This window comes from Nonomuraea sp. NPDC049400, assembly GCF_044466425.1.
GTDB lineage: Bacteria > Actinomycetota > Actinomycetes > Streptosporangiales > Streptosporangiaceae > Nonomuraea.
Genome location: NZ_JBITMP010000042.1, coordinates 1 through 22494, shown reverse-complemented (window position 1 = coordinate 22494; position 22494 = coordinate 1). Strand labels below are relative to the sequence as shown.

The following is a 22494-nucleotide window of genomic DNA, read 5'->3' as shown; positions in this document are numbered from 1 at the left end:
ATCGGTGCCTGACGTAATCACCTCCCCGTTGACATCGATGTGAGTTTCCGATCACACTTGGTTTCGGACCTACGATTAAAACGATTCAACACCGCCCGAAACCCCCCAAGCGCCACCCTGAATGGACGCCCCATGCGCAAGACCGCGGCCATTGCCCTCACTCTGGGCTTGTTAACGCTAACGCCGATCCAGGCGCACGCCGGAGACGCTGACCGTGCCTTCGACTTCGGCACCTCCGACAGCGCTCTTCATGAGGGCTACACACGCGTCACCGAGACCACCGCCTACACCTCCGCCCAGGGATACGGCTTCGCCGACACCTCGGGTGTGACCTCGGCCGACAGGTCCACGGGCGACGCGCTCCGATCCGACTTCGTCGCCACCGGCGGCGCCACCTTCAGCGTCGACCTGCCCAACGGCGACTACACCGTCTCACTCATCGCCGGTGACGCCACCGAGGCGACCGACATCGCCATCACGGTCGAGTCGATGACCAAGGTGCAGCAGACCGCCAAGCCGGCCGGCCAGTACCTGGAGATGTCCTTCGGCATCGCCCTGGTGGACGGGAAGATGGACTTCGCCTTCTCCGGCGCCGCCCCGAAGATCAACTCGCTGGCGATCACGCGACAGGCCGACCGCGCCCCCGGCACGATCCCGACCGCCTACATCGCGGGCGACTCGACCGTCCAGACCTATGACCCGTACTGGGCACCCGAGGCCGGGTGGGGCCAGATGATCGAGCAGTTCCTCACCACCGGCGTCGCCTTCGACAACCACGCCATCGGCGGACGCAGCTCCAAGAACTTCATCACCCAGGGCCGCCTCGACACGGTCCTGCGTGCCATCAGGCCCGGCGACTACTTCTTCGTCCAGTTCGGGCACAACGACGCGACGGTCAGCGTCCCCGACAGGTACGCCTCCCCGGCGGACTACAAGGAGTACCTGAAGGTCTACGTCAACGGCGCCAGGCAGCGCGGGGCGACTCCCATCCTCGTCACGCCCGTCTCCCGTCTCGACCACAACGCCACGACCGGCAAGTTCAACGTCTCCTTCCCTGAGTACGTGGCGAAGATGAAGGAGCTGGCCCAGGAGGAGAACGTCGCCCTGGTCGACCTGTCCACCCTGAGCAGGGAATACCTGGACAGCATCGGGCCCGAGGCGGCCAAGTCGGTGTTCCTGCACGTCCCCGCGGGCGTCTACGGCGCCTGGCCGAACGGCGCCACGGACAACACGCACTTCCAGGAGTACGGCGCCATCCAGATGGCGCGCCTGGTCGCGGGCGGCGTGAAGGCGCTGGGCCTGCCGCTGTCGCAGCTGGTGCGGGAGATCGAGCCGCCTGCCGCCGTCCCCGCCAAGCCCGCCGGACTGGTGGCGGGCGGCATCTCGAACGCGGGCGCCGTGCTGAAGTGGGACGCCACCGAGTCCGCCGACGTCTACAAGGTGCTCCGCGACGGCACCCTGGCCACGACCGCGGCGATCCCGCAGGCCTCGGTCTCGGGCCTGGAGGAGGGCAAGGCCTACGAGTTCCGCGTGGTGGCGGTGAACGGGCGCGGCGACTCCGAGCCGTCCGACCCCGTGCGGATCACCACCAAGCGGGCCCTGTACAAGTACGATTTCGGGCCCGCGAGCGGGCCGGTCGCCGCCGGGTACACCCAGGTCACGCGGGCGACGATCTACACGCCTGAGAAGGGCTTCGGGCTCACCAACTCGGCGAACATGATCGACCGGGACCGCGGCAGCGCGCTGGACGACCTCGGCAGGGACTTCGTCGCCTACTTCGGCGGCTCCTACGAGTTCAAGGTGGACGTGCCGAACGGGCTGTACGGCCTGAAGGCGTACGTGGGCGACCTGCTGGGCAGCGCACGGACGAACATCTCCGCGGAGGGCGGCACCGCCGTCGCCGTCTCCAGCAGCAGAAGCGTCGCCACGACCGCCATCTCCGGCATCAAAGTCACCGACGGGCAGCTGAACGTCGTCGTGTCGGGCGCCACCGCCCACCTCAACGGCCTGGAGATCACCCCCATCCTGACGGCTCCCGAGGGCTTGGCCGCCGGAACGGTCTCCTTCGACGGGATCACCGCCGGCGTCCCGTTGACCTGGACCGCGACGGACGGGGCGGCGGCCTATCGGATCTTCCGGGCCGAGGAGGGCGACGCGAAGCCCACCCTGCTCGGCAAGGTGACCGAGGCCTCCTACACCGACAAGGCCGCCCAGATCGGCTCCCGCTACGACTACACGGTGACCGCGCTCGATCCCGCCGGAGACGAGTCGGTGCCCTCTGCCGCGGTCAAGGTCGCCACCGTGGACGGCTCGGTGACGCCGCCCGCCGCGCCGCCGGCGCCCCGCCTCGGCCAGATCGAAAAGGACAGCGTGGAGCTGCGCTGGAGCGCGGTCGAGGGCGCGCTGCTGTACCGGGTCCAGCGGGCCGAGAAGGAGGAGGGCCCCTACAAGCTGATCGGTGCCACGCAGGAGCCGTCGTTCACCGATGACAAGGTCATCACGACGGTCCCCTTCCACTACCGGATCGTGGCCGTCAACAGGGGTGGCGCCTCCGAGCCCTCGCCGTCCACCGCGTCGCGGGCGGCCGCCAAGCTGAAGCGGCAGATGGAGCGCCTGAACCGGGCGCCGGTCGCCGTCGCCACCGGCTCGGGCGTCTACCTCGGCTGGCGGCTGCTCGGGCTGGACGATCCCGGCCAGGCGTTCGAGATCTGGCGCGACGGAAAGAAGATCAAGGAGGTCGCGGGCGCCACGAACCACCTCGACCCTGACGGGACGGCACAATCCGTCTATCGGGTGGTCCCCGTGGGCGGCGACCCGACGGCCGAGTTCGGCGTGTGGAGTCAGCCGTACACGGAGATCCCGCTGGACAAGCCGGCCGACGACTACACCAAGGACGGCCAGCCCCACACATACAGCGCGGGCGACGCCTCGGTCGGCGACCTGGACGGCGACGGCGAGCTCGACCTGGTCCTCATCTGGAACCCGAGCAACGCCAAGGACAACTCCCAGTCCGGCTACACCGGGCTCGTCTATGTGGACGCGTACACGATGGCGGGCAAGCGGAAGTGGCGGATCTCGCTCGGCAAGAACATCCGCGCGGGAGCCCACTACACCCAGCTGATGGTCTACGACCTCGACGGCGACGGCAGGTCGGAGGTGGTCATGAAGACCGCCGACGGCACCGTCGACGGCGCGGGCACCGTCCTGGGCAATCCCAGCAGGGACTACCGCAACTCCAGCGGCTACGTACTGTCCGGTCCGGAGTACCTGACGGTGTTCGAGGGGAGCACGGGCAAGGCGATCGACACCGTCGACTACGTCCCGCCGCGCGGCGACGTGGCGGCGTGGGGCGACGCGTACGGCAACCGCGTGGACCGGTTCCTCGCGGCCGTCGCCTACCTGGACGGCGAGCACCCGTCGGTCGTCTTCAGCCGCGGCTATTACACGCGCACCGTCCTGGCCGCCTACGACTTCGACGGCAAGGACCTGAAGCAGCGGTGGGTCTTCGACTCCAGCACCCCCGGCAACAGCGCCTTCGCGGGACAGGGCAACCACAACCTGTCCGTCCTGGACCTCGACGGCGACCAGAAGGACGAGATCGTGTTCGGCTCGATGGCGGTCGACGACGACGGCGAGGGCCTGTACAGCACGCGCCTGGGACACGGCGACGCGCTGCACGTCACCGACCTGGACCCGAGCCGGCCCGGCTACGAGGTGTTCGCGGCCCACGAGGACATGGGCTCCAGCGGCAACCGCGGCGCCACCTTCAGGGACGCCGACACGGGCGAGGTGCTGTGGTCGATGCCCGCCACGAAGGACACCGGCCGCGCCGCCGCCGCCGACATCGACCCCGAGCACCCAGGCGCCGAGGCGTGGGCGGTCACCGCGACGGGCGAATGGAACTCCAGGCAGGGTGAGCTGCGCTCGGCCTCCGGCGAGCTGCTCGGGCAGTCGATCCCGGCGGCGAACTTCCTCGCCTGGTGGGACGGCGACCCGCTCCGCGAGATCGTCGACCACGCCTACGACCAGGCCAAGGGCGTCGGCGTCGGCACGATCTCCAAGTGGGACGGCACGACGAGCAAGGAGATCCTCCGCGCGGAGGGCACCTACTCGAACAACTCCACCAAGGGGACGCCGACGCTCCAGGCCGACCTGGTCGGTGACTGGCGGGAGGAGATCATCTGGCGGTCCCAGGACAGCACCAAGCTGCGCCTCTACACGACCGTCGACGTGACCGACCGCAGAATCCCCACGCTGATGCACGACCCGGTTTACCGGCTCTCGGTGGCGTGGCAGAACGTCGGCTACAACCAGCCGCCGCAGGCGGGCTTCTTCATCGGTAACGGCATGACCGTCCCGGAGGCTCCGCGCATCACCTACACGCGGGCGCGCTAGCCCGTACCCGGAGGGCCTCCGCTGTGGTTCCGCACCACAGCGGAGGTCCTCCTCTGCGTCTCGTCGTACCGGCTGATCGCCTTGTCCGCGGCTTGCCCGGCTGTGGGAGACGGGACATGCAGCGCAAAGCTAGGGGACGGTCAGGCGGACGCAGCACTCGCCCGGTTTGGGGTCCAGGACCGCTTCGACGCCGGTGGCCTTGAGGCCTTCGAGGTAGCCCGACAGGAAGCCGTGGTTCATGCCGCAGACCAGGTCGGGGGCCTTGGCGGCGAGCGGGTGGAAGGGGCAGTTGCGCAGGCGGATGTCCGTGGGGCTGATCCTGGCAGGTTCGAAGCCGTGCTGCTCGAGCATGCGCTGGCAGAAGGTGAGGGCGCGCTCCGCGCCGAGCCTGCCCGGGCGGGATCGCTCGCGCTCGGCGCTGCCCAGCCCGCGCCCGCGTTGCCTGGCGGTCCTGATCGCCGCCGCACTGCCCGCCTCGCCGTCGCGCTGGGTCAGGATCGCGTCCAGGAAGAGGTCGGCCAGAAGGGCATGCCGCCGCTCGGGGATGGTGACCCTGATCTCGGCGTCGCCCGGCAGGTAGACCTTGGGCCGGCGCCCCACCTTGCGCACCCCCTCAGGAGCCGCGTAGTCGGCCCGCAGCAGGCCTGCCGCGACCAGCTTGTCGAGGTGGAACGCGGCCAGCTTGCGCGAGATGCCGACGCTGGCCGCGGCCTCGTCACGGGTGACAGGACGGCCCGCACGGCGGACGTAGTCGAACATCTCCCGGCGCGACTCCTCGCCCAGAACGCTGACGATCGCGACGTCGTTGGTGGTCACGCCACCAAAATACCGCCAATCTCCGCGGGTGATAAGCGATGGCTTGACGAGACTGCGGGAATAAGACCAACATTGATTAGCGAAACTCGGCTCGAGGGGATGGTCACGTGGATTCCGCCAAGCAGCCGGTCAGCCCCGTGCTGGCCGGACCGTACGGGCACCCGTACCACCCGATCCTGGTCACCGTGCCCATCGGTGCCTGGGTGTCCAGCCTGGTGTTCGACATCGCCGCCCTGTTCGTGCGCGACCCGGAGTTCCTGGTTCTGGGGGCGCGCTGGTTGATCGCCATCGGGCTGATCGGCGCGCTGGCCGCGGCGTGCGTGGGCGCGCTGGACCTGTTCGCCATCCCCACCGGGACCCGCGCGTTCCGGACCGCCGTGCTCCACATGAGCCTGAACCTGCTGGTGGCCCTCGCCTACGTCGGCAACTTCCTGTGGCGCTCCGGCGACCGGCTGGAGCCGGGGATGCTCGCGCTCAACGCCGTCAGCCTGGTCGTCCTCGCGGTCGCCGGCCGTCTGGGCGGCAAGCTCGCCTTCCGCTACGGCGTCCGCGTCGTCGACGAGGACGCCCAGGCCGAAGGCTTCCTTCGATCGAAGTAAGAGGTGTTCCCCATGGCAATCGCCGCACTCGTCACCTGGGTCGTCACCGCGCTGGGCGGCTTCTACCTGCTCGCCGGCTGGCTGTCCAGGGGCGGCGCCAGACAGGGGAGCGGCAGCCGGCTGCCGGTCCCGGTCATCTTCGGCCACTTCGCGCTGGCCGCCGTCGGTCTCGTGGTGTGGATCGTCTACCTGCTCACCGGCAACCACGCCCTGGCCTGGGCCGCGCTGATCATCTTGGTGCCGGTTGCCGCGCTCGGCTTCACCATGCTGGCCCGCTGGATCCAGGCCAGGCGCGTACGAGCCGCGGTGCCCGCGGGGCAGCAGCCGTCCCCTGCCGAGAGCAACTTCCCGGTGCCCGTGGTCGCGGGCCATGGGGTGCTCGCCGTCGTGACCGTGGTCCTGGTCCTGCTCGTGGCCATTGCGGGCTGACCCGATGGAGATCTGGATCAACCCCGCCTGCTCCAAGTGCCGGTCGGCGCTGTCGCTGCTCGACGCGGAGCAGGCCGACTACACGGTGCGCCGCTATCTGGAAGACCCGCCGACCATGCTCGAACTGGAGGACGTGCTGCGGCGGCTGCGGCTGGAGCCCTGGGACATCACCAGGCTGGGCGAACCCGTCGCGGCCGACCTCGGTCTGGCCGAGTGGCCGCGTACCCAGGCCGACCGCGACCGATGGATCCAAGCGCTGGCCGCGCACCCGATCCTCATCCAGCGCCCGATCATCACAGTCGACGACCAGACCGCCGTGATCGCGCGCACCCGCGACGCAGTCCTTCGCGTCGCCGAGCGCTGAATGAACGACTCCACATGATCTCGCGATGACATAACGAAATCGGGTTATCATCGCTATATGGCGATTGATATCGAGAGCGGCCCCTGTGTCAGTGCCGACATCGCCGCCGGGATCCCCCCGGCGGCGGCCCTGTTCCACTCCCTGGCCGACGAGACCCGGCTGCGCATCGTGCAGCGCCTGGCCAGGGGCGAGGCGCGGGTCGTGGACCTGACCGCCGAACTCGGCCTTGCCCAGTCCACCGTGTCCAAGCACCTGGCCTGCCTGCGCGACTGCCACCTGGTCGACTACCGGGCCGAAGGCCGCCAGTCGTTCTACTCCCTGACGCGCCCCGAGCTGATGGACCTCCTCGCCTCCGCCGAGCAACTCCTGGCCGCCACCGGCCACGCGGTCACCCTGTGTCCCGCTCCAGGCCCAGGGGAGAAGGCGGCGTCGTGACCGCACTGAACCTGGGCCCGGCACCGGCCCGCCGCTCCGCGCTGCAGCGCCGCATCCGGCTGCTGGTCGCCGTGACCATCACCTACAACGTGATCGAGGCCGTGGTCGCCATCACCGCCGGCACCATCGCCTCCTCCGCGGCGCTGATCGGCTTCGGCCTGGACTCGATCGTCGAGGTCGCCTCGGCCGCCGCGGTGGCCTGGCAGTTCTCCACCGCCGACCACGAACGCCGCGAGAAGACGGCGTTGCGGGTCATCGCGCTCTCCTTCTTCGCCCTGGCCGCGTACGTCACCTTCGACGCCGTACGCGCCCTGCTCGGCGTGGGGGAGGCCGAGCACTCCGCGCCCGGTCTGATCCTGGCCGCGCTCTCGCTGGTGGTCATGCCGTTCCTGTCGTACGCCCAGCGCCGTGCCGGCCGCGAGCTCGGCTCGGCCTCGGCCGTGGCCGACTCCAAGCAGACCCTGCTGTGCACCTACCTGTCGGCGGTGCTGCTCGTGGGCCTGGCGCTCAACAGCCTGTTCGGCTGGTCCTGGGCCGACCCGATCGCGGCCCTGGTCATCGCGGCCGTCGCGGTCAAGGAAGGGCGCGAGGCTTGGCGCGGAGACGCCTGCTGCGCCGTCCCCACTGTCTCGGCCTCCGCGGCTGCCGGATCCGGTGGTTGCGCGGACGGTTGCTGCTCACCCGCCAAGGAGGACCCCCGTTGATCGGCCGCCCGATGCTCGCCCGCGTGCGAGCCGCCTACCGCAGTGAGATGCGCGCCGCCCGCACCGCCACCTGGCCTCGGGCCGGCTCGTACTGCTCCACGACCCGGTCGAACCGCCGCTCAACACGCTGTTCCTGGTGCAGCGGCCAGGCGGGGACGCCAACCCGGACGTCGTCCGGGTCCGTGACCGGCTCCAGCACGCTGCCCGCGCCTGGAGCTAGAGGCTAAGGTCCTTAGTTTCGCAGGAATAGGTACCTATATGGGTAACCCTCCCGTCCCCCACGCGCGGCCGCCCTGCGCATGATGGAGAGCACCTCGACTGTGGGAGTACTGCATGAACACCTATGCCTTCATGGGACAGAGCATCAGACAGGAGGTCGACACGAGCGTCCATAGCCCGGCCTGGGACCGGATCAAATCCAAGGTCCTGGGCCCCGACGAGAGCGAAGTTCAGGGCGAGCGGATCGCCTCCTGGTCGCTTTCTTCGAACCTGTTCTCCGCGATCCGGGCGCGGCGTCTCATCCGTACCCGGCTTGCCGCATGGGGTCTCGCCGGACCGGCCGCGGCCGCTGAGCGGCTGGCCGGCGAGCTGGTCGCCGATGCGGTGCGGCAGGCGCGCGGGCCGTACCGGCTGACGGTCTGGGCCACGGGTGGCCTGCTGCGCTGCGAGGTCGAGGCCGCGACCGGCGCGCCGGCGCAGCGCCATCCCGCTGTTTTCGAGCAGCTGGCGTGCTGCTGGGGCACCTCGGACAAGACTCTCTGGTTCGAGCTCCCCGCCTGAGCGGAGGCCATCAACCGGCTCGGCAAGGCCCGGAGCAGCACGGGCGCGCTGATGAGTTGGCCTTTCCATGACCAGCCACGAACGTGGACGGCACGAAACAGACGGTCACCGTGCGTGATATTGGGAGCGACTACGGCCGCCAGCGGTCCTTCGTTCTTCGTCTGGAAGGATGCCATGCGTTCCTCGACTCGACGCCGGAAATACCCGCTCGTGGTCACAGCGATGACCCTGGCGGCGAGCACGCTCTCGCCCGTGTCCGCGTCCGCCGGCGCGAGACTCCAGCCGCCACCCCCACGCCCCTGGGTGAAGCTCTGCCAGAAACTCAAGCAGATGCCCGAGCACCGGGGCATACGCTGCCCCCGCCCGCCCAGGATCCCGCCGTGGAGCGTCTCGGCTGCCAGGCTCGCGGCCAACGGCGCCCAGCGGGCGACGATCAACGAAATTTCGGTGCCGAGCAGTCCCGCGAGTCCCATCAGCATCAAGAAGGGGCCGGATGACGCGTTGTGGTTCACCGAGAACGCGGCCAACAAGATCGGAAGCGTCACCACGGAGGGCCTGTTCACCGAATACTCCATTCCCACCACCGATTCCCAGCCGGGTCACATCACCGCCGGCTCGGACGACGCGCTCTGGTTCACCGAGGCGGTCGGCAACAAGATCGGCCGGATCACCACTCACGGGACCATCACCGAATACCCGCTGCCGACCGGCGATTCCTATCCCTGGGGGATCACCAAAGGGCCGGACAACGCCTTGTGGTTCGTCGAGCAACTGGGCAACAAGATCGGCAGGATCAGCACCAGCGGGACCATCACCGAATACCCCCTGCCCACCGGCGACGCCTACCCGCTGCGCATCACCGCGGGACCGGACGGCAACCTGTGGTTCACGGAGTCTCTGACGGGCAAGATCGGCCGGATCACCACCAGTGGCACGATCACCGAATTCAGCGTCCCCTCCGCGGGCGCGATACCGGTCGGGATCATCACGGGTCCGGACAACAAGCTGTGGTACACCGACGCCAACGGAAAGGTGGGCTCCCTCACCACCGCGGGAGAATTCACCGAATATCCGCTGGACGACGTCAACAGCTATCCGTGGGGCATCACGGACGGTCCCGACGGCAAACTGTGGTTCGTCGAGCAGCTCGGCGACAAGGTCGGCAGCATCACCACGACGGGGACGATCAACGAGTATCCGCTGCCGACCCGTTTCTCGGGAGCCTTCGAGATCACGGACGGCCCCGATGCCAATCTCTGGCTCACCGAGAACTACGTCGACCAAATAGCGGTCGTCACTCCATGACCAGGTCTGCCGGCTCTGGATGATCGCCATCCCGCCTGCCAGCAGGCCCACGGCGACGATCAACGGACTGCCCTTGGCGGCTTGGACGAGGGGGAAGACCCAGTCACCGTACTCCTTCATGCCCTCGGTGCCCGGCAGCACTAGACGTACTCCCTTTGCGGGACCGCGCCAACCGTACGGCCAGCAGCGTGAGCGGCAGCAGCGCGACGAGCAGGTAGGCGACCGCGGCCAGCCGCTGATCGCTGAGAAGGTCTGGAGCGCCAGGCGGGGCCGCCAGCAGGAACCAGTCGGCCGCAACCGGCGGTCCGAGCAGCAGTAAGGCGCCCATGGCCAGCTGTACCGCCCCGACAGCGGCCAGCAGGCCGGCGCGGACGGCCCAGGAGATCGGGCGCGGCAGCGGGTCCACGCCTGCCAGCATCCAGAACACCACCGACCCGGCGCCGAAGAACCCCAGCTCGGTGGCCAGATGCGCAGCGTGTTCTGACAGCGCCCACGCCAGCCAGCCGGTTCGGTACAAGAGCGGGAAGGCCAGCATGTAGGCAATCGGCAGGCAGACAAGGACTGCCAGTCGGCCGGGGCGGCGCGAGCCTGGATCGCCGTACTGGGACGAGGCGGTGGCGGCCAGGGTGAGCGGGGCGCCGAGGCAGAGCAGCAGCGGGGCGAGGACGGCAAGGACGGTCTGCTGCAGGGCATGCGCCGACACCATCACCCGCGCGTATCCTCCGGCGCCGCCGAGCAGCACCAGCCCCATCAGCGCGAGTCCGGTGTACCAGGCGAGCGTGCGGCCGAGCGGCCAGGAGGCGACCCTCCGAAGGCCGGCCAGGTAACCGATCGCGGGCAGAGCCAGCAGCAGAAGGATCATCGGGTCCAGGCGGACCTCGGTGAGCAGCGCGGCGGGCGTGAAGGGAGCCAGGTCGTACTCCAGCACGCGGAAGAGGTGTCCGCCGTCGATCTGCGGGATCGGTGGCGGAGTGCGGGACAAGCCGACGGCCAGGGCCATGGCCGCCGCCATCACGATCAGCTCGCCCGCGGCCAGCCGGATGAAGACCTGGCGCACGCTCCGGTCGGCGACGCGCGCGACCGTACGGCGACGGTGGGTCCAGCCGAACCCGGCGAGGATCGCCAGCGCGGCGGTCTTGGCCAGCAGGAACCCTCCATAGGCGCTCTGCCACAGGTCCGAGAACGTGTTCAGCCGTACCCATGCGGCGGCCAGACCGGAGACGGCCACACCCGCGAAACACCACAGGGCGATCGCGCTGAACCGGGACAGCACGACCCGTAGATCGTCGGAATGCCGGAAGTGCAGGAGCACCGCGCCCAAGCCGCCGACCCACAGCGACACCGCGAGCAGGTGCGTCATCAGGGCGGACACCGCGATGTCGTGGTTCGCGGCGGAGGCCGCATGGCCGACATAAGTGGGCGGCAGGGTCGAGAACGCCGCGATCGCCAGCGGAATCCACGCGGGCAGGCGCGGCAGCCGCGCCGCCACGCCCGCCACGGCGACCATGGCCGCCACCAGCAGCAGCACGCGGGCCTGCGGGATGGACAGGCTGAAGGCCAGCAGCTCGGGGGCTGCGAGCAGGTTCGGGACGGGCAGCGCGGTGACCTCTGACACGGTCAGCAGGTAGCTCAGCAGGCCGGCAGCCGCCCAGCCGAGCGCCCACCGGCCGGCCGCGCGCAAGCAGGCCGCTTTCTGGGGCGAGGAGAGCGGGGCGAGGACCGCGGCCGCGAGCAGCGTTCCCACGGTGGCGACCGCGCACAGGTGGTAGCAGAAGCGGACCAGCGGCATTCCCCACGCGGTGAGCGGCCCCGCGGTGGGCAGCCCGGCGATGGCCGGCCCTCGTGCGCCGGAGCCCAGGGCCACGGCCAGCACCACGAGGCCCGCGGCGATCAACGCGGCACCGGCGTAGATCCGCTGACGCCGCCCGTCGAGGCGGGACGGCGTCCAGGCACGCTTACGCGGCGGATCGACCCTTGTGTCCGCGGTCAGGCTCCAGCGCATATCTGGGGATACGCGGCATCGTGCAGGTCGGTTCGCGCGTCTTGGGAACTGTGCCGGTATCAGAGGCCTGTGCCGGCCACGATGCTCGATTGCGCGCCCCGGCTATTCGTGGGTCCTGCCGGATCGTGCGTGAGCTCACCAGCCGAGTTCGTCGCAGCCCTTGTGGTCGGCGGGCTCGACCTGCAGCGTGGCATGGGCGACGCCGTGGCGCTGGCGCAGCAGGTCGCGGGCCTGGTCCAGCACGGAGTGGTTGTCGTTCTGGTCGATGGTGACCAGGTGGGCGGTGGCGACGTTCATGCCGGAGGTGAGGGTCCACAGGTGCAGGTCGTGCACGTCGCGTACGCCCTCGATCGCGGCCAGGTCCTTCGCGACGGCGGTGGCGTCCATCCCTTCGGGCACGTGCTGGCCGAGCACGGCGAAGACCTGGCGGCCGAGGGAGACGGCCCGGACGGCGACGAACACGCCGATGGCCAGGGCGACGACCGTGTCCCAGAACGTCTGGCCGGTGGCGGTGACGAGCCAGCCCGCGACGATGACGCCGACGGACCCGGCCGTGTCGGCCACGACTTCCAGGTAGGCGCCCTTGACGTTGAGGCTCTCGTTCGCGCCCGACCGCAGCAGCAACAGGGCCACGAGGTTCACCGCGAGGCCGATGGCGCCGACGACGAGCATCGGGCCGGAGGAGACCTCGGCGGGACCGCCGATGCGGCCGATGGCCTCGATGACCACGTACAGGGCGACACCGAGCATGAGCACCACGGCGAGCAGGGACGCGAACACCTCGGCCCGGTAGGAGCCGTAGCTGCGGCGGCCGGTGGTGTCGGGGCGGGTGGCGATCCTGGTGGCGATCAGGGCCGCGCCGAGGGTGACGACGTCGGCGGCCATGTGGCCGGCGTCCGACAGCAGCGCCAGCGAGCCCGAGAGCAACCCGAAGGCCAGCTCGACCACGAAGAAGGAGCCGATCAGGGCGAAGGAGACCGCCAGCCGCCAGCGGTGACGGCTGCCGGCGTGCCCGTGTCCGTGACCGACGCCCATCAGGTGTTCCCGCCGCGTTCGGGGTGAATGGCGTCGGTGTGCTCGGTGTGGGCGAGCGCGAGGTCGAGCAGCATCCGTACGTGCGGGTCTTCCAGGCGGTAGTAGGCCATCCGGCCGGAGCGGCGCGCGGCGACGATGCGGTGCGCGCGCAGCAGCCGCAGGGCGTGGGAGACGGCCGACTCGCTCTGGCCGGTGACCGCGGCCAGGTCGCATACGCACAACTCGCCGTCGAGCAGGGCGACCAGCAGCCGCAGCCGGTTCGGGTCCGACAGCAGGCCGAAGATGTCCGCGGTGTCGGTCAGGTCCTCGGCGGCCGGCATCCGTTCGCATACGGCGGCCACTCGGTCAGCGTCCACGACCTTGGCAGCACATCCATCCATCGCCAACACGCTCTCATCTGAAGATACATTCATATGTGCAAGATTGGGCGATGCCCGGATGCCGTGTCAAGAGCGCCCGCTCTGCCGGACGCCATGCCCGTGACTCTTACCTCTACACATGAACATCTACTCAGGTGTTTAAACACTGCGTAGCGTGTTAACTACTCTTCGTAGAAAGCTGATGACGGTCAGGTGGTCAGCACCTGACCTTCCCCCGCACCCAGGCCTCCTGGACTGCGGTGCAGTTGCGCACAGGAAGGGACTGCGCATGAGAACTGTCCACGCCGCCCCCGCCGTCGCAGGATGAGCATCGAGCCCTCGCCGGCCGGACACGGGAACCTCGGCGCACCGCCTCGGCGACGCCCTCAGCTGATGCGTACGTGGCGCCCACCAGCCGCGGTGGCCGCGCTCACGCTGGTTGTCACCGTGGCCGTCCCGGCTGACGCCGTCCGGGCAGAAGGCCGGTGCCATGCGCCCAGCTTGATCGCCCACCGCGGCTATCCCCCATCGGGATCGGAGAACACGCTCACCTCGCTGCGCCGGGCGTTGGGTGCCGGCGCCCGGCAGGTGGAGATCGACATCCGCTTCACCAAGGACCACCAGCCGGTGCTCATGCACGACGCCACGCTCGATCGCGCCACGAACGGCAGCGGATTAGTGGCCACCTCTACCCTGGCCCGGCTGCGTACTGTGCGTGGCGGCGACGGGCTCGCGCCGCCCACCTTGGGGCAGGCACTGAGCCTGCTGCGCGGCCACGCCGACCTGGTGCTGATCGAGCTGAAAAGTGTCCCGGACGAGGCCGACAGCCGAGCCCTTGCCGCCGTCTACCGCCGCTACCGCGCCTACCGCTGGGCCGCGCTGACCTCGTTCCTGCCCGATGCCCTGACCCGCGTCGCCTCCCTGCCGGCCGCCCAGGGCCTGGTGGCCCGCACCCCGCCCTCTCCCGCTCGGGCCCGGCGCTACGCCTTCGTCGCCATCCGCCACGACCGGTTGTCCCGCTCCTGGGTGCGCCGCTACCACGCCGCCGGAGTGTCCGTCTACGCCTGGACGCCGAACACCCCTGCCGCCTGGCGACGCCTGGCCGACTACGGCGTCGACCGCATCATCACCGACCGCAGCCGCCAGTACTCCACCTGGGTGAGAACCCGGTGCGCCCCCTGAAGGGAATCACGATGACTGGACCGCACTCCCGCCGCCATCACGGTGAAGCGGGCGGCGAAAGCCACACCGCCTCCTGCGCCACCGCGTGACCGGACCGCCCGCCTTCGCCGCCTCACCATCGCACCGCCGCCTCGCCATCCGACTGCCCGTCACGAGCAGGCTGCTGCGGCCTTCGAGCGAGGCGAGGGAGTCGAGGGGCGCCCAGATCTGGACGGCCAGCTCGTGGGCCGCTTGGGTGGGCTCCACGCCGTGCGGGAGCCGGGTGAACAGCTCGCGTCCTGTCTGCTGCCTGGATCGACACCCTGTCCGTCGCGTCCGACCACCACCTGTACGCCATCGCCAACCAGCTCAACCGCCAGCCTGACTTCCACGAGGGCCACGATCTTCGCCGCAAGCCGTACCTCCTGGTACGCGAGCCCATCGACGCAGGCCCGGTACGGCTCCGGTAGTCCCCACCGAGAGCAGCTCGCGGGTGTAGGGATGGGCGGGCGCGTCCCACACCTGGTGCGCCGGGCCGGTCTCGACGATCCGGCCGTGGTGCAGCACCGCGACGTCGTGCCGCGCCACATGCCGGACCAGAGCCAGGTCGTGGGCGATGAACAGCTGGCCGAGGCCCAGCTCGTCGCGCAGCTCGGTGAGCAGATTGACGATCCCGGCCCGTACGGACGGATCGAGCGCGGACACGGGTTCGTCGAGCACCAGGAGCCTGGGGGAGCAGGCGAGGGCGCGGGCGATGCCCACGCGCTGGCACTGGCCGCCGGACAGCTCGTGCGGGCGGCGCCGGGCGAGCGAGGCGTCCAGGCGTACGAGCTCGAGCAGCTCGGCGACCCGCGCCCGGCCCGTCACCGGATCCCAGCGTCCCTGGACGCGCAGCGGTTCGGCGATCGCGTCGTGGACGCGCAGCCGCGGGCTGAGCGAGCCGTACGGGTCCTGGAAGACGGGCTGCAGCGCGGGTCGCAGCGGGCGCAGGGCCCGCTCGTCGAGTCCGGTGAGCTCGCGCCCCTCGAACCGCACCGACCCGCCCTCGGGCCTGCGCAACATCAGCACGGCGGCGGCGATGCTGGACTTCCCCGACCCAGAACCGCCGACGAGGGCAAGGGTCTCGCCGGCCCGCACGGTGAACGAGACCCGATCGACCGCGAGGACCGGCGGGGTACGGCGGCCACGTGCCGGGTAGCGGACGGTCAGGTCACGCACCTCCAACAGGGGCGATGTCATCAAGACTCCTCGAACAGCTCGGTGACCGGATCCGGCAGCTCGCCGAGCCGGTGGCAGGCGGCCAGCCGCCCGTCGCCGGCCTCGTACGGCTGCGGCTCCCGCGCCCGGCAGGCGTCGGCGGCGGCCGGGCAGCGGGGCGCGAAGGCGCACCCGGGCGGCAGCGCGCCGGCCGACGGCGGCGAACCGCCGATCGAGGGCAGCCGCCGGCCCGTCATCCGGGCAGAGGCGACGAGGCCGCCGGTGTAGGGGGCGCGCGGGTGGCTCAGCACCTCGCCGACCGGCCCCGATTCCGCGAGCCGGCCCGCGTACATGACGAGCACGCGCTCGGCGTGCGCCGCGGCCACCGCCAGATCGTGCGTGACCAGCAGCACGGCCGCCCCCGAACGTTCGCGCAGCTCGCCCAGCATGCGCAGGACGCGGTCCTGGACGAGGGGGTCCAGCGCGGTGGTCGGCTCGTCGGCGATGACGAGGGCGGGATCGTTGACGGTGGCCATGGCGATCACCACGCGCTGGCGCATCCCGCCGGAGAACTCGTGGGGATAGGCACGCGCGCGCCGCGCCGCGTCCGGGATGCCGGCCCGGTCGAGAGCGGCCACCGCACGCTCCATGGCGGCACCACGGCTCAGCCGCCGCACCGATCTCGCGGCGAGGGCGATCTGGTCGCCGACGGTGTGCACGGGGCTGAGCACCGACAGCGCGTCCTGCGGCACGAAGGCGACAAGGCGGCCACGTACCCGCTGGTAGAGGCGCTGGGGCGCGCCGCACAACTCCTGACCGTCCAGCCGTACGCTGCCGGAGGCCCGCAGGCCGGGCGGCAGCAGCCCGAGCACGGCTCGCGCGGTGAGCGACTTGCCCGCGCCGGACTCGCCGACGACGGCGAGCATCTCCCCACGGTTCACCTCGAAGGACAGCCCCCGTACGAGTTCCGTGTCCCGGCCGGTGACGCGCAGGTCGCGCACGGCCAGCAGCGGCTCGGTGCCCGTCATGCCGGACCTCCCGGCCAGCAGCGGCTCGGGGCCGGTCATGCCGGACCTCCCGGCCCGCGGCGGAGAGTGGACAGCGACACCGCGAGCGCGGCCAGCAGCAGGAGCATCCCCGCCGGGACCAGCGCCGCCCACGGCGCGCGCTCGACGTAGGGCAGCGACTCGGCCAGCGTCAGCCCCCACTCGGGGGCGGGCGGCTGGGCGCCCAGCCCCAGAAAGCCGAGGGACGCCAGGGCCAGCGCGACACCGGGCAGCCGCAGCACCGCGTGGCGGGCGATCGGACCGGCGACCGCGGGCAGGACGTGGCGGGTCAGGATCCAGGCGGGCGGGGAGCCGATGGCACGCTGGGCCACAAGGTGGGCCGCGGCGCGGGTCTCGGACACCAGGGCGGCCGCGTGAGCGGCGAGCACGGGCCAGGACACCAGCGCGACCGCGACGGAGGCGCCCAGCGTGCCGGGTCCCAGCAGCGCCGCGACCAGGATGCTGGCGATCACCGGCGGCACGGCGTTGGCGATCTCGGCGGTGCCGGAGGCCAGGCCGGGCAGGAAGCCCATGGCCAGGGAGAGCGCGTACGAGGCCGCGCACACCAGGGCGGCGACCCCCAGCGTGGCCGCCGCCCCGTGACCGGCCCTGGCCAGGACGTCCCGGCCCAGCGCGTCGGTGCCCAGCGGATGCTCCCAGCTCGGCCCGGCGAGCCTGGCCGCCAGGTCGACGGCCAGCGGATCGAGGAACAGACCCCAGCCGATGGCGAGCGCCAGCACGGCGGCGCAGGCGGCCGGTACCAGCCGGCCCGCCCCGGCCGCCGGGAGCGGGTCCGGCGCGGGCAGCGACAGGGCGGCGTCGCGCAGCCCGGGGCCGAGCATCCAGCGCCGGACGGCGCCGGCCAGCGTACCGGCGATCACGCCGAGGAGGACGAGGGCGAGCACCGCGGCCTGCAGCAGCGGCAGGTTCTGCGATTCCGCCGCGCCCAGCGCGGTACGCCCGATGCCGGGCACCGCGAACACCGTCTCGACGGCCACCGCGCCGCCCGTCAGCCCCACGGCGACCAGCCCGAACTGGGGGACGAGCGCCGGCAGCGCACGGCGGAGCACCGCCCGCGCGATGACGCCGGGACCGCAGCCGGCCGAGCGCCACAGCCCCACCCACGGCTCGGCGAACACCGACGGCAGCGCGTCGTCCACCAGCCGCCCCAGGATCCCGCCGGCCGGGATGCCCAGCGCGAGCGCGGGCAGCACCAGGTGCCGCGGCTCCTGCCAGCCGTAGGGCGGCAGCCAGCCCAGCCATACCGACAGCGTCACCAGCAGCAGCGTCGCGATGAGGAACTCGGGCAGCGCGCCCAGGGCCGCCGCCGCGGCTCCGGTGCTCCGGCCGCCGCGCAATGAGCCCCGCGCGCCGCGCACCAGCGTCGGCGTGCACAGCACGCACACCAGCACCAGTGTCACGGCCAGCGCCGCGGCCATCAGCGTCAGCGAGACGCTGACGGACGACAGCACCGAGGGCAGCACCGGGCCGCCGTCCACCCAGGAGCGGCCGAGGTCGCCGCGCAGCACGCCTCCCAGCCAGTCGCCGAGCAGCGGCACGGGACCGCCGTCCAGGCCGAGCTCGCGCCGGATGGCCGCGAGCGTCTCCGGTGACGGCTCCTGCTCGGCGGAACGGGCGCGCAGCAGCGACAGCGCCGCGTCGCGACCGGACAACCAGGGCAGCAGCCCGACCAGGACGATGATCGCGATCAGCGAGACGGCGCGCGAGACCAGGGGGGACGCCCTCATTTGAGCCGGGTGTCGAGCGTGACCAGGAGCCGCTCGCGCGGGTCCTTCGCCGAGTCTGCCACCGCGGTGGCATCACCCTGGATGACGCGCTCGTGCAGCATCGGGATCGCGGCATCGGTACGCAGGATCGCCGCCTCGGCCCGCAGGATCGCCGCGCGCCTCGCGGCGCCCGCCTCCGTCGTCGCGGCCTCGCGCACCGCCCGGTCGACGTCCTTGTCGCACAGCTTGGCCAGGTTGAACGAGCCGTCGCAGGTGAAGTCGGCCTGCATGTACGCGACGGGGTCGCCGGAGTCCAGCATCGTCGCCCGGGAGAGGATGAACGCGTCGAACTTGCCGGCCAGCGCGTCCTCCTCGATGTGCGCGTACTCCCGCACCACCAGCGTGACCGTGAACCCGGCGGCCTGGAGTTGCTGCTGCAGCACTGAGGCGATCTCGGGCAGCTCAGGCCGGTCGGAGTAGGTCGCGAGCGAGATCGACGTGCCCTTGGCGTCGGCGGGTGCCGTCCTTTCCGCCAGGGCTCGACGGCCTTCGGCGGCCCACGGGAGGGCGGGCCCCAGCAGGCCCCGCGCGACGTCGGCGCGGCCTTCGTACACGCCATTGACCAGTTGTGCGGCGTTGATCGCGACCCGTACGGCGGCGCGCGCCCCCGGCTCCTTGAAGGGGCCGGTCGCGGTGTTCAGGTAGAGGGTGTTGGTCCGCGGCATCGGCACCTCGCTGATCGTCTCCTTCCGCAGCAGCGCGGCCTGCGAGACCGGCACCGCCTCGGCGATGTGCGCCGCGCCGCTGCGGATGGCGGCGGCGCGCGCGGTGCCGTCCGGGACGAAGGAGACGTCGATGCCGGTGGCCTTGGCCTTCCCGCCCCAGTAGCCGTCGTAGCGGTCGAGGGTCGCGGTCGTGGTGCCGTTGACGCGGGTCAGCTTGAAGGGGCCGCTGCCGGTGCCGACCGGGTTCACCTTGCCGTCCTGGCCGTAGGCGCTTTCGGCCAGGATCGACAGCTGCGGCGAGGACAACCGGTGCGGTACGAGCGGGTCCGGCCCGCCCGTGGTGACGACGACCTTGTCGCCCTCGGCCCTGGCCTTGAGTGCCACGCCGTCCAGGATGCGCGGTTTGGGAGTGGCCTCCGCCGCGTGGGTCAGCGCGCCGGCGGCGGCCTGCGCGCTCAGCCGGGTGCCGTCATGGAAGGTCACGCCCTGACGGACGGTGAACTCCCAGGTCCGGTCGTCACGCCGGGTCCACGCGGTGGCCAGCCCGGGTCGCGCGTTGCCCTGCTCATCCAGGTTGACCAGGGTCTCGGCGGTGGACCAGCGCGACAGCTTGAAGGCGTCGTCGCTCAACGGCGACAGGCCGGCACGCGGGGGCTGGAGCATCGCCACCTTGATCCGGCCACCGGCGGGGGAGGAGCTCTCGCTCTGCCCGTCGGCTGGGAGGGAACACGCGGCCAGTGAAAGGGCACAAGCTGTCATGAGGGCATGCAAAGACCTGGGATTACGCATGGATGGTCCAGACGTGGGGAAATTAGGCGATCGAGAGATTAGCACATTGAAAACCGTTCCCATTTTCGTGCTACTGCCTCGAAGCCGAGCTCGATGAGCGGGTACGTCGCCCTGCCCACGCCCACGGGGTGATGGGGCCGGGGCTGGTGTTAAACGTCGGTCAAACCCCCGGGCGGCGGGATGTGCGCCGCGATCCGCTCGCGGGCGTGCTCGCATTCGGCGAAGCTGTGCGGACAGGCCAGGGCGTGCTCGATGAGCTCCTTGGCCGCGCGAGCCCGCGAGATGCGCTCCTCCAGCTTCGCGACGTGACGGCGCAGCAGGTCGCGGTGGTCCATCGGGCTGGCGGTGGACAGGAGCGAGCGCAGCTCCGGCAGCGTGAAGCCGGCTTCCTTGCCCATGCGGATCAGCGCCACCCGCTCCAGATCGGCGTGCCCGTAACTCCGCCGGCCGCCCGTCTGCCGGGCCGGCCGGAGCAGGCCCATGCTCTCCCAATGCCGCAGCACATGAGTGGGCAGACCGAAGCGCTCGGCCAGTTCGCCGATCGACAGGTCCTCGCTTGACTTCATGTATACATTAACCGGCACCGTGGGCGGCATGATCAAGCAATCGATCGCGGTCACCCGCGTGGTGAACTCCTGTGTGCTGCTCGAGCTGGACGGGCACCAGGTGCTCACCGACCCCTGGTTCATCGAGCGATGGTGGCTGCGCCGCGGCGAGCCACTGGGTCTGCGGATCGCCGACCTGCCTCCCCTGGCCGCCGTCGTCGTCACCAACCCGGCCACCAACCACTGGGATCTGCGCGCCCTGCGCCTCCTGCCGGACAAGGACGTCCCCGTGTACGTCCCCTTCCCGCGCATGGCTCGCCAGGCCAGAGCGCTCGGTTTCCGGAACGCCGAGCGGCTGAGCTGGGGCGAGACCCGGGAGATCGCGCCGGGCCTGTCCATGCGGGTGGTGCCCTCCGGGCGCACTCTGATGTGGCCCAACAACGCCTACGCCTTCAGCACGGCCGACGCCGAGGTCTTCTTCGGCGGGGAGATGGCCGAAGTGGACCCGCTCGAGCGGTACCGGTCCGGACACCGGGCAGTGGACCTCGCCCTGCTGCCGGTCAACGGGCTGCGTCCGGTGTTCGGCCCGCGCCTGGTGATGGATCCAGCCCGCGCGGTGGCCGGGGCGTCCGTCCTGGGTGCGGGGGTGCTGATCCCGGTGCACGACGCCCACGGGCACGATCCGCTGTCGGCGCTGTTCCGGACCGGCGGCACCGCCGCGGACGCGGTGGCGCTGGCCGGGACGCGCTTGCGGGTCGTGGACCTGAGGCCGGGCGAGCGCTGGACACCCGCGCCCTGAGCCGGCCCTTGGTCTATGCGGTACGCGAGACGCCACTTCTCGCGGCGGGTTCCGCGGCGGGACGTTCGGCCGGTTCCGCGGTGCGACGTCCGGCGGGTTCCGCGGCGGGACGTTCGGCCGGTTCCGCGGTGCGACGTCCGGCGGGTTCCGCGGCGGGACGTCCGGCGGGTTCCGTGGCGGGACGTCCGGCGGGTTCCGTGGCGGGACGTTCGAACGAAGGTCCTGGCGGGGCCAGCTCAGGCGTGCCCGCGCCCGTCACGGCCGGTTGCTCTTCCGGCTGACGCTCCGAGGGAGCGGCGGCCTGCGCAGAGGCAGGCGTCTCCCTCCCGGACCGCTCGAAGAAGCGCAGCAGCTCCACCGGCAGCGGCATGACGAGCGTGGAGGTCTTCTCGGCCGCGACCTCCACCACGGTCTGCAGCAGGCGCAGCTGCAGCGCGCCAGGGGTCTCGGTCATGATGGCCGAGGCGTCGGCGAGCTTCCGCGCGGCCTGGAACTCTCCGTCCGCGGTGATCACGCGCGCCCTGCGCTCCCGTTCGGCCTCGGCCTGGCGGGCGATGGACCGCTTCATGGTGTCGGGAAGATGGACATCCTTGATCTCCACGCGGTCGATGTGGATGCCCCATCCCAGCGCGGGGCTGTCGATCATCAGCGCCAGGCCCTTGTTCAGCTCCTCCCGGTTGGAGAGCAGGTCGTCCAGATCGCTCTTGCCGATGATCGAGCGCAGTGACGTCTGCGCCACCTGCTCGATCGCGAACAGGTAGTTCTGCACCGCGATGGCCGCCCGCAGCGGCTCCTCGACCCGGAAGTAGGCGACGGCGTCGACCTGTACGGAGACGTTGTCACGGGTGATGCCCTCCTGCGTGGGCACCGGCATCGTGACGATCTGTACGTTCACCTTCCTCATCCGGTCCACGACCGGGATGAGGAAGGTGAGCCCTGGCTGGCGGATCTCCCGCTGTGCCTTGCCGAAGCGGAAAACCACGCCGCGTTCGATCTGGTTGACGACCCTGACGCTGGAGACCGCCAGCCAGACCGTGATCATGATGATCAGTCCGAGCACAATATTGATGATCATGGCCTCATCCCTCCCTTCAAGGCTAGATCCGGAGACATGCCTGCGTAGGTAAGGAAGTCGTCAAGACCTGGACATCGCCGCCCGCCGCACGCCGCGGAATCAGCGGGTACTACTAGGTAGCTGGTGTTTTTTGATCTATCTCGTGTCGGTCTCTCCTCGTGTGCCAAGGTGATCGATGTAGGTCACCGGGCGTGGGGAGAGATCGAG

Annotated in this window: 21 protein-coding genes; 10 read left to right on the top strand and 11 right to left on the bottom strand. The window is 70.9% G+C overall.

Features of this window, described 5'->3' with window-relative positions; genetic code table 11:
• The first annotated feature begins 132 nt into the window (after positions 1–132).
• Entirely contained in the window at positions 133–4395 is a 4263-nt protein-coding gene (locus tag ACIBVN_RS44015) for an SGNH/GDSL hydrolase family protein (protein ID WP_397146252.1), read from the top strand.
• Between the two features lie 129 nt (positions 4396–4524).
• Here the strand turns inward: ACIBVN_RS44015 and ACIBVN_RS44010 are convergent, their stop codons facing one another.
• A complete protein-coding gene (locus ACIBVN_RS44010) occupies positions 4525–5211 on the bottom strand; it encodes a helix-turn-helix transcriptional regulator (RefSeq protein ID WP_397146251.1) in 687 nt (228 codons plus the stop codon).
• 107 nt (positions 5212–5318) lie between these two features.
• Between ACIBVN_RS44010 and ACIBVN_RS44005 the strand changes: the two genes are divergently transcribed.
• The 5 genes from ACIBVN_RS44005 to ACIBVN_RS43985 are packed head-to-tail and all read left to right on the top strand — an operon-like array spanning position 5319 to position 7742.
• Positions 5319–5810, top strand: coding sequence for a DUF2231 domain-containing protein (locus ACIBVN_RS44005; protein WP_397146250.1), 492 nt, complete (start codon positions 5319–5321; stop codon positions 5808–5810).
• A 12-nt stretch (positions 5811–5822) separates the two neighbouring features.
• Complete coding sequence (locus ACIBVN_RS44000) at positions 5823–6239, top strand: hypothetical protein (RefSeq protein ID WP_397146249.1); 417 nt, start codon at positions 5823–5825, stop codon at positions 6237–6239.
• A 4-nt stretch (positions 6240–6243) separates the two neighbouring features.
• Entirely contained in the window at positions 6244–6603 is a 360-nt protein-coding gene (locus ACIBVN_RS43995; protein WP_397146248.1) for an ArsC/Spx/MgsR family protein, read from the top strand.
• Positions 6604–6660: 57 nt separating this feature from the next.
• On the top strand, positions 6661–7038 hold the full coding sequence (locus ACIBVN_RS43990) for an ArsR/SmtB family transcription factor (RefSeq protein ID WP_397146247.1): 378 nt from the start codon (positions 6661–6663) through the stop codon (positions 7036–7038).
• Positions 7035–7742 carry a cation transporter gene (locus tag ACIBVN_RS43985; protein WP_397146246.1) on the top strand — a complete coding sequence of 236 codons (708 nt, stop codon included), beginning with the start codon at positions 7035–7037 and terminating at the stop codon, positions 7740–7742. The genes ACIBVN_RS43990 and ACIBVN_RS43985 overlap by 4 nt, the downstream gene beginning before the upstream one ends.
• 34 nt (positions 7743–7776) lie before the next feature.
• Here the strand turns inward: ACIBVN_RS43985 and ACIBVN_RS43980 are convergent, their stop codons facing one another.
• On the bottom strand, positions 7777–7941 hold the full coding sequence (locus ACIBVN_RS43980; RefSeq protein ID WP_397146245.1) for a hypothetical protein: 165 nt from the start codon (positions 7939–7941) through the stop codon (positions 7777–7779).
• A 134-nt stretch (positions 7942–8075) separates the two neighbouring features.
• On the opposite strand from ACIBVN_RS43980, the gene ACIBVN_RS43975 reads away from it, so the two are divergent.
• Positions 8076–8522 (top strand): hypothetical protein, encoded by a 447-nt coding sequence (locus tag ACIBVN_RS43975; protein ID WP_397146244.1) that lies wholly within the window; start codon positions 8076–8078, stop codon positions 8520–8522.
• A gap of 174 nt (positions 8523–8696) precedes the next feature.
• Entirely contained in the window at positions 8697–9827 is a 1131-nt protein-coding gene (locus ACIBVN_RS43970) for a virginiamycin B lyase (protein ID WP_397146243.1), read from the top strand.
• A gap of 103 nt (positions 9828–9930) precedes the next feature.
• On the opposite strand, the gene ACIBVN_RS43965 is transcribed toward ACIBVN_RS43970, so the two are convergent.
• The 3 genes from ACIBVN_RS43965 to ACIBVN_RS43955 form a co-directional block, all read right to left on the bottom strand.
• Positions 9931–11829, bottom strand: a complete 1899-nt coding sequence (locus ACIBVN_RS43965; RefSeq protein WP_397146242.1) for a cytochrome c oxidase assembly protein — start codon at positions 11827–11829, stop codon at positions 9931–9933.
• 135 nt (positions 11830–11964) lie between these two features.
• A complete protein-coding gene (locus ACIBVN_RS43960; RefSeq protein ID WP_397146241.1) occupies positions 11965–12864 on the bottom strand; it encodes a cation diffusion facilitator family transporter in 900 nt (299 codons plus the stop codon).
• Positions 12864–13220 (bottom strand): metalloregulator ArsR/SmtB family transcription factor, encoded by a 357-nt coding sequence (locus ACIBVN_RS43955; RefSeq protein WP_349456188.1) that lies wholly within the window; start codon positions 13218–13220, stop codon positions 12864–12866. Before ACIBVN_RS43955 ends, ACIBVN_RS43960 begins: the two co-directional genes overlap by 1 nt.
• A 396-nt stretch (positions 13221–13616) precedes the next feature.
• Here ACIBVN_RS43955 and ACIBVN_RS43950 point away from each other — a divergent pair, with 396 nt between their 5' ends.
• Positions 13617–14405 (top strand): glycerophosphodiester phosphodiesterase, encoded by a 789-nt coding sequence (locus ACIBVN_RS43950; protein WP_397146240.1) that lies wholly within the window; start codon positions 13617–13619, stop codon positions 14403–14405.
• A 348-nt stretch (positions 14406–14753) separates the two neighbouring features.
• On the opposite strand, the gene ACIBVN_RS43945 is transcribed toward ACIBVN_RS43950, so the two are convergent.
• From ACIBVN_RS43945 to ACIBVN_RS43925, 5 genes are all read right to left on the bottom strand, one after another.
• Positions 14754–15623: an ATP-binding cassette domain-containing protein gene (locus tag ACIBVN_RS43945; protein WP_397146239.1), complete on the bottom strand. Its 870-nt coding sequence runs from the start codon at positions 15621–15623 to the stop codon at positions 14754–14756.
• Positions 15623–16648, bottom strand: a complete 1026-nt coding sequence (locus ACIBVN_RS43940; protein ID WP_397146238.1) for an ABC transporter ATP-binding protein — start codon at positions 16646–16648, stop codon at positions 15623–15625. The genes ACIBVN_RS43945 and ACIBVN_RS43940 overlap by 1 nt, the downstream gene beginning before the upstream one ends.
• Positions 16645–18375 (bottom strand): ABC transporter permease subunit, encoded by a 1731-nt coding sequence (locus tag ACIBVN_RS43935; protein WP_397146237.1) that lies wholly within the window; start codon positions 18373–18375, stop codon positions 16645–16647. Before ACIBVN_RS43935 ends, ACIBVN_RS43940 begins: the two co-directional genes overlap by 4 nt.
• Positions 18372–19742, bottom strand: coding sequence for an ABC transporter substrate-binding protein (locus ACIBVN_RS43930; RefSeq protein ID WP_397146236.1), 1371 nt, complete (start codon positions 19740–19742; stop codon positions 18372–18374). The genes ACIBVN_RS43935 and ACIBVN_RS43930 overlap by 4 nt, the downstream gene beginning before the upstream one ends.
• A 275-nt stretch (positions 19743–20017) precedes the next feature.
• On the bottom strand, positions 20018–20434 hold the full coding sequence (locus ACIBVN_RS43925) for a MerR family transcriptional regulator (protein ID WP_397146235.1): 417 nt from the start codon (positions 20432–20434) through the stop codon (positions 20018–20020).
• Positions 20435–20462: 28 nt separating this feature from the next.
• Between ACIBVN_RS43925 and ACIBVN_RS43920 the strand changes: the two genes are divergently transcribed.
• The gene (locus ACIBVN_RS43920; protein WP_397146234.1) at positions 20463–21212 is read left to right on the top strand and encodes an MBL fold metallo-hydrolase; all 750 of its coding nucleotides are present in this window, start codon (positions 20463–20465) and stop codon (positions 21210–21212) included.
• A 13-nt stretch (positions 21213–21225) separates the two neighbouring features.
• Here ACIBVN_RS43920 and ACIBVN_RS43915 read toward each other — a convergent pair whose 3' ends face one another.
• On the bottom strand, positions 21226–22287 hold the full coding sequence (locus tag ACIBVN_RS43915; protein ID WP_397146233.1) for an SPFH domain-containing protein: 1062 nt from the start codon (positions 22285–22287) through the stop codon (positions 21226–21228).
• Positions 22288–22494: the final 207 nt, after the last annotated feature.